The following is a 12,596-nucleotide window of genomic DNA, read 5'->3' as shown; positions in this document are numbered from 1 at the left end:
TGCATAACCTCAGACCTCCTACTGAGCAGGGGAAACGATGTCCACGAGCTGTGGAGAAAAGAAAGTCGGCGCGACACGTGGATACTCGCCCGCCCCGGTCTCAACCACGGCCACGTAAGGGGCAAGATGGATAAGTGACTCTTACCCCCCACGTCGGAAGCCGGGAGATCCTCAGGCTCGCCATTCCCGCCTTCGGCGCCCTGGTGGCCGAGCCACTCTTCATCCTCGTGGACTACGCCATCGTCGGCCGTCTCGGCACGACCTCGCTCGGCGCGCTCGGCATCGCGGGCACCGCCCTGACCACCCTGGTGAACGTCTGCGTCTTCCTGGCGTACGGCACCACCGCGGCGGTGGCGAGGCAGGTGGGCGCGGGGAACCTCGCACGGGCCGTCAAGCAGGGCATCGACGGGCTCTGGCTCGCCGCGGCCATCGGCCTGGCACTGATCGTGACATGCTGGCCGCTCGCCCCGTGGATCGTCGAGCTGTTCGGCGCCTCCCCCGGCGTGGCCGGCCAGGCGGTGACGTACCTGCGGATCAGCCTGCTGGGCACCCCGCCCATGCTGGTCATCCTGGCCGGCACGGGCATCCTGCGCGGCCTGCAGGACACGGTGACCCCGCTGGCCGTCGCGATCGGCTCGTTCACGCTCAACGCGGTGCTGAACGCCGTGTTCGTGCTCGTGCTCCACTGGGGCATCGCGGGGTCCGCCTGGGGCACCGTCCTCGCCCAGGGTCTCGGCGCGGCGGTCTACCTGGTCGTCGCGGCCAGGGCGGCCCGCGAGCACCGGGTCTCGCTGAAGCCGGACCCGGCGGGGATCAGGGACTCGGGCACGGCGGGCATCGCACTGCTGATCCGCACGGTCTGCCTGCGCGTGGTGCTGATCGTCGCGACGGCCGTCGCCACCCGCATGGGAATCGCCCAGCTCGCCGCCCACTCGATCGCAACGCAGATCTGGTCCCTGCTGGCCTTCGCCCTCGACGCCATCGCGATCGCCGGGCAGGCGATCACCGGGCGCGCCCTCGGCGCAGGGGACGTCCGGCGGACGCGTGCGGCCACGCGCACCATGGTGACCTGGGGCATCGGGTACGGGGTGTTCCTCGGGCTCGCGATCCTCCTCCTGCGTCCCGCCATTCCCCACCTGTTCGGCGCCGACCCCGACGTGAGCGCCGAGCTCGCGGCGGTGCTGTGGATAGTCGCGCTGCTCCAGCCGCTGGCCGGCGTGGTGTTCGTCCTCGACGGTGTGCTGATCGGAGCGGGCGACCGGCGCTACCTCGCCTGGGCCTCCGCGCTCACCACGATCGTCTATCTCCCGGCGGTCTTCGGCGTGGTGCACCTCGGCGGCGGGCTCGTGGCGCTGTGGCTGGCGTTCGTCGCGTGGATGGCCGCCCGGGCGGTCACCCTCGGGCTGCGCGCGTACGGCCGCGCGTGGCTGGTCACCGGCGGCTGACCGGCCCCGCGCACGCCTCCCGTACACCACCGTCGTGTGCGCTGTGGTCATATGCGACGGGCGTCGAGCACCCGGCGGAGGAACTCCCGGGTGCGGGGCTCCCGGGGATCTGTGAAGATCTGCTCGGCCGTGCCCTGCTCCAGCAGGACGCCTTCGTCCAGGAAGCACACCTTGTCGGCGATGTCGCGGGCGAAGCCCATCTCGTGCGTCGCGAGGATCATCGTCATCCCCGACTCCTTGAGCTCGCGGATGATCTCCAGCACCTCGGCGACCAGCGCCGGGTCGAGGGCCGAGGTCACCTCGTCGAGCAGGAGCAGGCGGGGACGGGTGGCCAGTGCCCTGATGATGGCCACCCGCTGCTGCTGGCCGCCGGACAGCCGGTCGGGGTAGGCCTCGGCCCTGCCGTCCAGGCCGAACCGCGAGAGCAGCTCGCGGGCCTGCTCCTCGGCCTGCGCCCTGCCGATGCCGTGCACCTTCCTCGGCGCGAGCGTGATGTTCTCCAGAACGGTCATGTAGGGGAAGAGGTTGTAGGACTGGAAGACCATGCCGATGCGCTTGCGCACGTCGTCAGGGTTCGCCCGCACGTCGGTGATCTCGGTGCCGTCGAGCAGGATCGCACCGTCGTCCACGGTTTCGAGCAGGTTGACGCAGCGCAGCAGGGTGGACTTGCCCGAGCCCGAGGCGCCGATCAGGCAGACGACCTCGTGGGAGTCCACCGACAGGTCGATGCCGCGCAGCACGCTGTGCCGGTGGTAGTGCTTCCAGACGCCCTCGATCTCCAGCAGTCCCTGCCCGGGGGTGCGCTCGCTCACACGCCTCGCCGCCTCTGTGAACGGGCCGACAGGTAGTCGGTGAAACGGGCCATCGGGATCGTCAGCAGGATGAACAGCAGCGCCGCCGCGAGGTAGGGGGTGTAGTTGAAGCTCTCGGCGGCGTGGATCTGCGCCTGGCGCAGCGCCTCCAGCGGCCCGATCGTCGCCACCAGGGCGGTGTCCTTCTGCAGCGAGACGAAGTCGTTGAGCAGCGGCGGCACGACCCGGCGTACGGCCTGGGGCAGCACGACGAACCGCATCGTCTGGCCGTGGGTGAGCCCGAGGGATCGCGCGGCGGAACGCTGGCTGGGATGCACGGATTCGATGCCCGACCTGAACACCTCGGCGACGTAGGCGCCGTACGAGAGCGTCAGCGCGATGATCCCCAAGGTGGCGAAGTCGGTCGGCATGCCCTGCAACTGCAGCGCGGGTAGCCCGAATCCCACCAGGTAGATGACCAGGATCGTCGGCACGCCGCGGAAGACGTCGGTGTACAGGACGGCGAGGGCTCTCAGCGGGAAGAACACCGGCGCGTGCAGGTTGCGCACGAGCGCGACCACCAGGCCCACGATCAGGATCAGCGGCTCGGCGATCAGGAAGATCTTGATGTTGAGCAGGAAGCCCCAGAGCACGTCGGGGAACGCGCCGGTGAACTGCCCGAGGTCGAAGAAGGTCTCCTTGACCCTGGGCCAGCCCGGCGAGGCGGTGACCAGCCAGAACACCAGCACGATGAACACGACCGTGGAGGCGGTGGCGACCGAGCTCGACCGCATGTCAATGCGGCGGCGGAGCCGCTCACGCTCACGCTGACGGTCGCTCTTGGCCCACCCCTCGGCGGGACCGCCGGACAGGTCCGTCGGTGTCCCGCCGCGATCGACGGAGCCGACGCCGGACGGATCGCTCACTGCAGCTCCGGCGCACCGGCCGCGGAGCCGAGCCACTGGGACTCGATCTTCGCCAGCTCGCCGGAGGAGGTGAGCTCCCCGATCGCCTTGTTCACGCAGCTCACCAGCGGGCTGCCCTTCTGGAGGACCAGGCCGAACTGCTCGGGCGTACCGGAGCCGCTGCCGAACTGGCCGACGATCTTCGAGCCCTCGACCTGCGCGGCGGTGACGTAGAACGCGGTCGGCAGGTCGACCACCAGGGCGTCGACCTGCTTGTTCTTCAGCGCGGTCACCGCGTCGATCTGCTCGTTGTAGACGTTCGGCTCGGCGGTGGGCTTGATGACGTCCTTCACGGCCTGGAGGGACGTCGTGCCGACCTGGACGCCGATCTTGGCGTCCTTGAGGTCGGCGAGCGAGGCGGCCGAGGCGAACTTCGAGTCGCCCAGCGAGACGGCGGCCTGCTTGACGGTGTAGTAACCGTCGCTGAAGTCGACCGCCTTGGCCCGTGCCGGGGTGATGGACACCTGGTTGACGTCGAAGTCGAACTGCTTCTGGCCGGGCGCGAAGGCGGAGTTGAACGGGGCGACCGTCCAGGAGACGTCACTGGTCGCGAAGCCGAGCTTGTTCGCCACGGCGTAGGCCACGGCGCTCTCGAAGCCCTGGCCGTTCGCCGGCTTGTCGTCCTTGAACCACGGCTCGTAGGCGGGCTTGTCGGTGCCGATGGTCAAGGTGCCCGGCTTGAGCAGCTTGAGCTGGTCCTTGGCGCAGGACTCCGACGCGGAGGGGGCGGCGGTGGTCGTACCCGACGGGGAGGAGGTGTCGGAGGCCGGAGCGCACGCCACCGCCGCCGTCGCGAGGGCGCCGAGCGCCAGCAGCATCGAGGGACGGAGCATTCAGGCCTCCAGAAGGGGGTGTACCCAAGGGAATTCGTCGCTCAGGATATCCGGTACGACGCATTACCACTTACAGCCCCAACTCAGGTGGAACTCCGGCGGCGACATTGCCCGCCATGAGGGCCGTACCGTCACCTGGCGGCGGCTCTGAGCGGGCCCGCGGCGACCTCGGCGGTACGTCCAGGGCGGCCCGCACACGGCGAAGGGCCCCTCCCGGATCGGGAGGGACCCTTCCTTTTACGTCGCGAGCTGGTCGCTCAGTTGCCGACGACCTCGACGTCGAGGTTGGCCGCGACCTCGGGGTGCAGCCGGACCGAGACGCGGTGGGAGCCGACGCTCTTGATCGCGTTCGTGATCTCGATGCGGCGACGGTCGAGCAGCGGACCGCCGGCGGCCTTGACCGCGTCGGCGATGTCACCGGTCGTCACCGAGCCGAACAGGCGGCCGGAGTCGCCCGCCCGGGTCTTCAGCGTCACCCGGAGGGAGCCGAGCCTGCCGGCGACCTCCTTGGCGGTGCCGAGGTCACGGATCTCGCGGGCGTCGCGCGCCTTCTTGATGGACTCGATCTGCTTCTCGCCGCCACGGGTCCAGCGCATGGCGAACCCGCGCGGGATCAGGTAGTTGCGGCCGTAGCCGTCCTTGACCTCGACGATGTCACCGGGGGCGCCGAGGCCCGAGACCTCGTTGGTGAGAATGAGCTTCATGTCTCCGCCTCCTGTCAGCGCGCGGTGCTCGTGTACGGCAGCAAGGCCATCTCACGGGCATTCTTGATCGCGGTCGCCACGTCACGCTGGTGCTGGGTGCAGTTGCCCGTCACCCGGCGGGCACGGATCTTGCCGCGGTCGGAGATGAACTTCCGAAGCAGCGCCGTGTCCTTGTAGTCGACGTAGGAGATCTTGTCATGGCAGAACAGGCAAACCTTTTTCTTCGGCTTGCGCAGTGCCGGCTTCGCCATCGTGGTGCTCCTCCTAAGAGAGCCCCGCTTGATGCGGGAATGGTCGATCGGTTACTGGGATTGAACTACTGATCAGAAGGGAGGCTCGTCGCTGAGGTCGCCACCACCGTGGGAGCCGCCGAAGCCGCCACCCTGGTTGTAGCCACCGCCACCGCCACCGCCGCCGTAGCCGCCGCCACCCGGAGGTGCCGGAGTGGCCGAGGCCCACGGGTCGTCGGCTCCGCCGCCGAACCCGCCGCCACCGCCGCCCTGCCGCGCGGTCTTGTTGACCTTGCACGTGGCATTGCGGAGGGACGGGCCGACCTCGTCGGCCTCGACCTCGTAGACGGTGCGCTTCTCGCCTTCCTTGGTCTCATACGACCGCTGGCGCAGCCGCCCCTGAACGATGACCCGCATGCCGCGCTGGAGGCTCTCGGCGACGTTCTCCGCCGCCTGTCGCCACACGTTGCAGGTCAGGAAGAGGCTCTCGCCGTCCTTCCACTCGTTGGTCTGTTTGTCCATGAACCGCGGAGTGGATGCGATGCGGAACCGGGCCACGGCCTGCCCCGAAGGGGTGAAACGCAGCTCGGGGTCGTCGACAAGGTTGCCGACGATGGTGATCGTTGTGTCGCCTGCTGCCATCGGTCGCTTTCGCCTTCCTGCGTGAATCTGCGCAGCCTGTTGGGCCTCAGAGTACGGCTACCGCCCGACAAAAAGCCGGGCTTCGGCATGACCCGAAGCCGCTCAGTGCATGTCGGGACGCAGCACCTTGGTACGCAGGATGCCCTCGTTCAGGTTGAGCTGGCGGTCCAGCTCCTTGACCGTGGCAGGCTCGGCCGTGAGGTCGACGACGGCGTAGATGCCCTCGGACTTCTTGATGATGTCGTAAGCCAGCCGGCGACGACCCCACACGTCGACCTTCTCCACGGTGCCGCCGTCATTGCGGACGACCGTGAGGAACTGGTCGAGCGAGGGAGTCACCGTGCGCTCATCGAGGGACGGGTCAAGGATGACCATCAGTTCGTAACGACGCATGCGGACTTCCAACCTCCTCTGGACTCTTGCGGTCACGACACCATGCCGTGACAGGAGGACGCCGGCGTTCTCGTGCCGCCTTCGGTGGCGGAGCGACTAGCGCGGTTGATAACACGCACATAACAAACGCGGCCCCAGAAGTCTACCAGGACCGGCCGACTGCCTCGTCGTGATTGTCCGCCGCCCGTAAGGGGAACGTCACGGAGAGAAGAGAGGAGGTGGCCGCCATGCCACAAGCCCTTGGCCCTACCGAGAGCGAGCCCTTCCGACTCACGCTCAACTCCGACGGCAGGAAGCACACCCGCGAGAACACCCTGACCATGGTCGCGTTCGCCTGCGGTCTGGTGGCGTTCGTCAGCGGACTCGTCGTCAGCGCCCACATGGTCGCGTCCTGGGCCGGACTGGTGGGGTTCGTCGTCGGGATGTACTCACAGTACGTCTCCGCGACGACCGCTGAGCGCTCGGTCAACATCGTCGCCATCGTCTTGTCATTCGTCGGCGTGGCGACGGGCATCTACCACGGCGGGTTCATTCCCTGACGGTGACGCCACGAACGACGGGGCGCCCCCCGAGGCGCCCCCGTCGGCGTGCCAGGTGGGCGGATGCGATCTCAGCCCCCGATATGAAGGTCGACGCCGAGCAGGATGAGGAACCAGAGGAAGACAGCGAGCAGGGCTTGGGCGATCTTCTTGAGCAGGCTGGGCGTGATGTAGTCGTGGACCCAAGCGACGTAGATGCCGATGAGAATGTAGATCAGGCCTAACAGGCTGATTCCGCGGCGGGGATAGGCCACAGTCGTCTCCTATGTCTCACGGTACGCGGGTTTCTGGGCGTACCAACCCGGCGCTCCACCTGCCCCTGGGCCGGTTCTTGAAACGGCTACGCTCGTCTCATGGTGCGTATCGGAGCTCACGTCGACCAAGACGACCCTTTGGCCCACGCCACGGCGCGAAAGGCCGAGGTCGTCCAGTTCTTCCTCGGTGATCCCCAGGGCTGGAAGGGGCCGGTCATCCCGGCGGCCGCGGGCGCCCTCAAGGCGTCGGAGGTCGACGTCTACGTCCACGCGCCCTACGTGATCAACGTGGCGACCGCGAACAACCGCATCCGCATCCCCAGCCGCAAGCTTCTGGCGAGCCAGCTTGAGGCCGCGGCCTCGATCGGCGCCAAGGGCCTGATCGTGCACGGCGGCCACGTCGGCAAGGACGACGATCCGCAGGTCGGCTTCGACAACTGGCGCAAGGTGTTCGAGCGGCTCGACACCCCCATCCCGGTGCTGATCGAGAACACCGCGGGCGGCGGCAACGCGATGGCGCGCAAGCTGGAGCGCGTGGCCCGCCTGTGGGAGGCGCTCGACGGCTTCGACGTCGGCTTCTGCCTGGACACCTGCCACGCCCACGCCGGCGGCGAGGAGCTCGCCGACGTGGTCGACCGCGTCAAGGCCATCACCGGCCGCATCGACCTGGTGCACTGCAACGACTCTCGTGACGCCTTCGACTCCGGGGCCGACCGGCACGCCAACCTCGGCAACGGACAGATCGACCCCGAGCTGATCCTGAGCGTGTGCCGCGCGGCGGGGGCGCCGATCGTGGTGGAGACCCCCGGCGATGGCCAGGCGGCCGACATCGCCTTCCTCCGCGACCACCTTTGATCCACAGCCTGTGGATAAGTCCCTGGATTACTTCACCGGGAAAGTGGGTACAGGCTGCGGCTCAGCGCCTCAGCCTGCCCATGCCCCGTTCATGAAGGTCATGGTGTTGAGCACCATGAGCGGCCCCGCCACCAGCGCGTACAGCACGAGCACGGAGCGCCGCCGGGTGGAGACCTGGCCGAGCATGACCCAGAGCGGCCACCACAGCAGCAGGGCGCGCGGGATCGACAGGTAGTACGCCGAGAAGACCAGCGCTCCGAGCTGGAGGCCGACGTAGACCAGCTCGCTCCACCGCCGCGCGAGGAGCAGCCAGATCACCACGGCGAACCCCACGAGCGCGCCGGCGATCTCCATGCGGAACGCCCAGACGAACTGCCCGTCGCCCGCGGCCATCTGCCAGGTGGTCCAGAACGACTGCCACGGCCACACCATCTGACGTCCCCAGCCGGCCTCCTGGGCGTGCTGCCAGGCGAGCCAGTCGCCCGTACGGCCGTGCTGGTAGGCGGAGTAGAGCACGAGCGGCACGAACGGGACCAGCAGCCACGCGGCCTTGCCCGCCCGGCCCCTGCGCATGACGAACTCCACGATGAGAGCCAGCGCGAGGAACAGTCCTGTGATGCGCACGCACGAGGCGCCGGCGGCGAGCAGCCCTGCCGCCATCCAGTTCTGGCGCCGGGCATAGAGCCAGGCGGGCACCGCGAAGGCCAGGAAGAGCGACTCGGTGTACCCCGCGAACAGGAACACCGCCGTGGGGCAGAGCAGCAGCGCCAGCACGGCCCGCCGTCCCGCGCCCTCGGGCCCCTCGAAATCGCCGAGCCTCGCCAGCGCCGTCATCGCGACCAGCCCCGCGACGAGCGAGATGAGCAGGCCGGCGAGCGACCAGTCGGGCACGATCACATGGACCAGGCGCAGGGCGAGGGGCATCCCGGGGAAGAAGGCAGGCAGACCGGCGTCGGGATCGGCGGCCGGGTTCCCGTCATAGCCGTACTTCGCGATGTCCACCAGGAGCTTGGCGTCCCAGTGCTGCCAGCGCTCGAGGAACGGCGTGAGGAGCTTGTCCCCCGCCAGCACGCTCGCCCCCACCGTCGCCGCGACGACCGTCCCCAGGCGCGATCCGAGCCACAGGACCAGCACATCGCCGTCGGACCGGTGCACCGGGGGCACCCGGGAATCGGTCTCCTGGGGGGAGGTCTGCACACAAAGGAGAATAGAGGGTCATCCTGGACTTCCGATCAGGAACGTCAGGCCGAGCTCGACGCCGGCTTGACGTCGGCCGGGCGCGGGGCGACCCGCAGGACGAAGCGGTCGCCGGCCCCGTCGAAGACGCCCCCGGTCGGGTCGTCCACGCCGCCCTGCCTGATCACGTCGTGCTCGGGCCGCAGGATGTCCCTGACGACGAACGCCGCCATGATCGCGATCGTGATCGCCCGCCCCCACACCGCGGTGAAGTACGTGCCGTCGCTGATCCCTAGAGCCTCGTTGCCGGGCTGGATGCCGACCAGGTAGAGCCAGATCGCGAAGAAGTACCAGCACTCGGCCACCTGCCAGAGCAGCAGCGGCTTCCAGTTCGGCCTGGCCAGCACCGCGAACGGCACCAGCCACAGCACGTACTGCGGGGACCAGACCTTGTTGGTCACCATGAACGCGGCCAGCACCAGGAAGCAGAGCTGCATCAGCCTCGGCCTGGTGCGCGAGGTCAGCGCCAGCACGGCGATGGCCAGGCACAGCAGGCCGAACGACACGATGCCGAGGGTGTCGAGCCTGCTCGCGTCCCCGAGGATCGGCCACTGCTTCATCTGGAAGAAGTACCAGAGCGATCCCCAGTCGGCTCCGCGCTCGCTGCTGAAGGCGTAGAACTTCTTCCAGCCCTTGAACGCCAGCACCATGAACGGCAGGTTCACCACCACCCAGGTGATCACGGTGCCGCCGAGCGTCCAGAAGAAGGCCTGGAACCTGCGGGTGCGCAGCGCCAGCAGGAACAGCGGGCCGAAGAAGACGAGCGGGTAGAACTTCGTGGCGATCGCCAGGCCCAGCAGCACCCCGGCCAGGAAGTGCCTGTTCCTGGACCACGCGAGGAAGGCCCCCAGGCTGAGGGCCCCGCACAGCAGGTCCCAGTTGATGAACGCCGTGAGGATGAGCGCGGGCGCCAGCGCGTACCAGGCGGCGTCCCAGGGACGGCCCTGCATCCCGGCCAGCGACGCCATGACCAGGACGCCGACGATCAGCGACGCCGCCATGACGAGCACGGTGAGGTCGTAGAACCAGACCCCCGGCTCGTTCAGCCCGGACACGATCTTCTGGATGACCCACATCAGGGAGCCGATGCCGACGGGATACTCCACGTCGTGGCCGAAGTACGGCGCGAGCCCCTGGTCGAGCTTCTCGTTCCACCACAGCGGATAGATGTCGGTGTAGCAGAAGTTGAGGAACTGCTGGGTGCCGTCGTTCCACGCCCCGCCGAACCGGCACGGCGCCTTCCAGGCGTACGCCAGCACGGCCCCGAGGGCCGCGAGCAGCCCCACGGGAACCAAGGGCAGCACGGCACGCGCGACGGGGCCTGCGGGACCTGGGGCGTACGTCGATCGGCTCATGGCGTTATTCGATCACCGGGTGGGAGTGGGCGTCGAGCGTCGCCCGCCTGTGGGCGTCGGTGAGGGTGTGGGCGGGGGTGGCGTGGTCTTGGTGCTGCCCGTGGCGTCGCCCTGGTTCATCGGATCGCCGCCTCCGTTGTTGCAGGCGTCGTCCCAGGGAAGGCAACCGCCGCCGCCGTTGTCGCCGCCGCCATGGTCCCCGCCTCCGTTGTCGTTCGGCCAGCCGTTGTCGTCGGGGAACCCCGGGTCGGTCGGCGTGGGGGTGGGCGTCGGGGCCGGCTTGGGCGCGAGGTCGAGCGGCGAGCCGATGTTCGTCGGCGGGGGGAACTCCTCGACCTTCTGGCCCTTCATGGCCTCGGACATGAACGCCCGCCAGACGCGGGCGGGGACGGTGCCTCCGTCGAAGTTGTTGCCCAGGGACAGCTCGGCGCCGGTCTTGCGGTCTTCCTTGTACATGCCGACCGCCGACGAGAGCTGCGGGGTGAAACCGACGAACCAGGCTTCCTTGTTGTCATTGTTCGTACCGGTCTTGCCCGCGACCGGACGGTCGGCCAGGGCGGCCGCCGTACCGGTGCCGCCCTTGACCACGGACTGCAGCGCGACGATGGCGTCCGCGGCCACCTCTTCGGAGATGACCTGCTTGGGCGTCTTGTCCTCGGGGATGACCTCGACCTTCTGCTGATTGATCACCCTGATGACCGTGTGGGTCGGGAAGTGCTTGCCGTTGTTGGCGAAGATGGAGTACCCGCCGGCCTGCTCGACGGGGGTCACGCCGGCGCTGCCGATGGAGAACAGGAAGCGGTGGTCGTTGACGTCCTTGTCGAGGCTGTCCTTGCTCAGGCCGGCTTCCTCGGCGATGCGCTTGACGGCGTCCAGCCCGACCTCCGCGCCCATCTGGCCGAAGGCCGTGTTGATGGAGTGCTGCGTCGCGTAGATGATGTCCATCGAGGCGGGCGTCGAGTGGCCGTTGGAGATCGGCGTCGTGCCTTCGAGCTTGAGCGGCTGCTTGCCGCTCACGTAGCTCTTCAGGCTGTGGCCCGCCTCCAGCCACGCCGCCAGCACGTACGGCTTGAACGCCGACGCCGCCTGCTTGCGCGCCTGGAAGGCCTCGTTGAACTGGTCGGGGTGCTTGCCCAGGTAGTTGTTGCCTCCGTAGAAGGCGACCACCCGGCCGTTGCGCGGGTCGACGGCGGCGAGGCCGGTGTGGACCTCCTTGGGCAGGCCGCTGGTGGTCTGGACGACCGCGTTCTTCGCGGCGAGCATGAGGTTCTTGTCGAAGGTGGTGTAGATCTTGTAACCACCGGTCTCGATATCGGAGCGCGGCAGCCCCTTGGACTCCAGCTCCTTGAGCACCTCGGTCAGCATGTAGCCGCGGAGCCCGCCGAACGCCTGGGAGTCCTTGCGGGGGTCCGGCTTCGGGAACTTCAGCGTGGTCGGGAGGTTGCCGTACTCCTTGGGGTTCAGCTTCGCCATCTGCCCGAGGACGTAGTTGAAGCGGAACTGGGTGCCGGAGTAGTTCTTCTTCTCCTCGGCGACGTCGAAGTTGCCCGGCTGCTGGATACGTCCGGCGAGGTAGGCGCCCTCGGCCTTGGTCAGTTTCTTGACGCTGTGACCGAAGAACTTCTGAGCGGCAGCCTCGATGCCATAGGTGTTGCGACCGAAGGGGACGGTGTTCAGGTAGTACTCGAGAACCTTCTTCTTGTCCCAGTCCTTGTCCAGCTTGATCGCGATGAAGATCTCCTTGACCTTCCTCTTGATCGCTACCTCCTGGCTGAGGCCCTTGAAGTAGTTCCTGGCCATCTGCTGGGTGATCGTGGAGGCGCCCTGGAGCTGTGTTCCGGTCGCGGTGCTCCATGCCGACCGCGCGATGCCGGACAGCGAGATGCCGGGGTCGGTCCAGAACGTGTCGTTCTCGGCCGCGACCACCGCGTCCTGGACGTACTTCGGCACGTCGTCGAGCTTGACGGCCTTGCGCTCGGTGCCCAGGCGGGCCATCGCCGAGCCGTCCGCGTAGTAGAAGGTGCTGGCCTGGGCGGTCGCGGCCTCCTGGGCATCCTTTTCGCTCGGCAGCGGGGTGTTGGCGTAGGCGACGGCGATCATGCCGAAGACGCCGGCCGCCAGGACGGCGAAGCCGACCATCACGATCTTCCAGTTGGGGACGAACCGCCTCCAGCCCGTGCGGCCGGGCGGCTCGTCGTCCTTCATGCGCCGCCTGCCGGGGCCATCACCGGGAGGCCCGTCACCCGGGCCCATGCCACCGGGCCCACCGGGACCACCGGGACCACCGGGACCACCGGGACCACCCGGACCGCCCTGTGCCCTGCGGCTTCGCCTGCCGCCCATGTCACGGCTCA

The 12,596-nt window shown here is 68.4% G+C and carries 14 protein-coding genes; 3 read left to right on the top strand and 11 right to left on the bottom strand.

What is annotated here, in order from left to right; all coding sequences use genetic code 11:
* The first annotated feature begins 134 nt into the window (after window positions 1-134).
* The gene (locus OG589_RS36615) at window positions 135-1,445 is read left to right on the top strand and encodes an MATE family efflux transporter (RefSeq protein ID WP_405142904.1); all 1,311 of its coding nucleotides are present in this window, start codon (window positions 135-137) and stop codon (window positions 1,443-1,445) included.
* Between the two features lie 47 nt (window positions 1,446-1,492).
* Here OG589_RS36615 and OG589_RS36610 read toward each other — a convergent pair whose 3' ends face one another.
* The 7 genes from OG589_RS36610 to rpsF all read right to left on the bottom strand — a co-directional run bounded on the left by OG589_RS36610 (window position 1,493) and on the right by rpsF (window position 6,003).
* Window positions 1,493-2,257, bottom strand: a complete 765-nt coding sequence (locus tag OG589_RS36610; protein WP_405142902.1) for an amino acid ABC transporter ATP-binding protein — start codon at window positions 2,255-2,257, stop codon at window positions 1,493-1,495.
* Complete coding sequence (locus OG589_RS36605; protein WP_405142900.1) at window positions 2,254-3,162, bottom strand: amino acid ABC transporter permease; 909 nt, start codon at window positions 3,160-3,162, stop codon at window positions 2,254-2,256. The genes OG589_RS36610 and OG589_RS36605 overlap by 4 nt, the downstream gene beginning before the upstream one ends.
* A complete protein-coding gene (locus OG589_RS36600) occupies window positions 3,159-4,034 on the bottom strand; it encodes an ABC transporter substrate-binding protein (RefSeq protein WP_405142898.1) in 876 nt (291 codons plus the stop codon). The genes OG589_RS36605 and OG589_RS36600 overlap by 4 nt, the downstream gene beginning before the upstream one ends.
* Window positions 4,035-4,291: 257 nt before the next feature.
* A complete protein-coding gene (gene rplI / locus OG589_RS36595) occupies window positions 4,292-4,738 on the bottom strand; it encodes a 50S ribosomal protein L9 (RefSeq protein ID WP_405142896.1) in 447 nt (148 codons plus the stop codon).
* A 14-nt stretch (window positions 4,739-4,752) separates the two neighbouring features.
* Window positions 4,753-4,989, bottom strand: a complete 237-nt coding sequence (gene rpsR, locus OG589_RS36590; RefSeq protein ID WP_061256131.1) for a 30S ribosomal protein S18 — start codon at window positions 4,987-4,989, stop codon at window positions 4,753-4,755.
* Window positions 4,990-5,061: 72 nt separating this feature from the next.
* On the bottom strand, window positions 5,062-5,610 hold the full coding sequence (locus OG589_RS36585; protein ID WP_358551476.1) for a single-stranded DNA-binding protein: 549 nt from the start codon (window positions 5,608-5,610) through the stop codon (window positions 5,062-5,064).
* A gap of 102 nt (window positions 5,611-5,712) precedes the next feature.
* Complete coding sequence (rpsF, locus tag OG589_RS36580; RefSeq protein WP_358551478.1) at window positions 5,713-6,003, bottom strand: 30S ribosomal protein S6; 291 nt, start codon at window positions 6,001-6,003, stop codon at window positions 5,713-5,715.
* A gap of 227 nt (window positions 6,004-6,230) precedes the next feature.
* Here rpsF and OG589_RS36575 point away from each other — a divergent pair, with 227 nt between their 5' ends.
* A complete protein-coding gene (locus tag OG589_RS36575) occupies window positions 6,231-6,542 on the top strand; it encodes a hypothetical protein (RefSeq protein ID WP_405142892.1) in 312 nt (103 codons plus the stop codon).
* A 71-nt stretch (window positions 6,543-6,613) separates the two neighbouring features.
* Here the strand turns inward: OG589_RS36575 and OG589_RS36570 are convergent, their stop codons facing one another.
* Window positions 6,614-6,796: a hypothetical protein gene (locus OG589_RS36570; protein ID WP_405142891.1), complete on the bottom strand. Its 183-nt coding sequence runs from the start codon at window positions 6,794-6,796 to the stop codon at window positions 6,614-6,616.
* 99 nt (window positions 6,797-6,895) lie between these two features.
* Between OG589_RS36570 and OG589_RS36565 the strand changes: the two genes are divergently transcribed.
* Complete coding sequence (locus OG589_RS36565; RefSeq protein WP_405142889.1) at window positions 6,896-7,651, top strand: deoxyribonuclease IV; 756 nt, start codon at window positions 6,896-6,898, stop codon at window positions 7,649-7,651.
* A 69-nt stretch (window positions 7,652-7,720) separates the two neighbouring features.
* On the opposite strand, the gene OG589_RS36560 is transcribed toward OG589_RS36565, so the two are convergent.
* Genes OG589_RS36560 through OG589_RS36550 form a run of 3 tightly spaced genes read right to left on the bottom strand, consistent with a single transcriptional unit; the run spans window position 7,721 to window position 12,447 of the window.
* Entirely contained in the window at window positions 7,721-8,848 is a 1,128-nt protein-coding gene (locus tag OG589_RS36560) for a mannosyltransferase family protein (RefSeq protein WP_405142888.1), read from the bottom strand.
* 44 nt (window positions 8,849-8,892) lie between these two features.
* The gene (locus OG589_RS36555) at window positions 8,893-10,242 is read right to left on the bottom strand and encodes a glycosyltransferase family 87 protein (RefSeq protein WP_405142886.1); all 1,350 of its coding nucleotides are present in this window, start codon (window positions 10,240-10,242) and stop codon (window positions 8,893-8,895) included.
* A 12-nt stretch (window positions 10,243-10,254) separates the two neighbouring features.
* On the bottom strand, window positions 10,255-12,447 hold the full coding sequence (locus OG589_RS36550) for a transglycosylase domain-containing protein (RefSeq protein WP_405142885.1): 2,193 nt from the start codon (window positions 12,445-12,447) through the stop codon (window positions 10,255-10,257).
* Window positions 12,448-12,596: the final 149 nt, after the last annotated feature.

The organism is Sphaerisporangium sp. NBC_01403, from assembly GCF_045040145.1.
Classification (GTDB): domain Bacteria; phylum Actinomycetota; class Actinomycetes; order Streptosporangiales; family Streptosporangiaceae; genus Sphaerisporangium; species Sphaerisporangium viridialbum.
The sequence above is the reverse complement of the archived record's forward strand: the minus strand, read 5'-3'. Positions and strand labels throughout refer to the sequence as shown.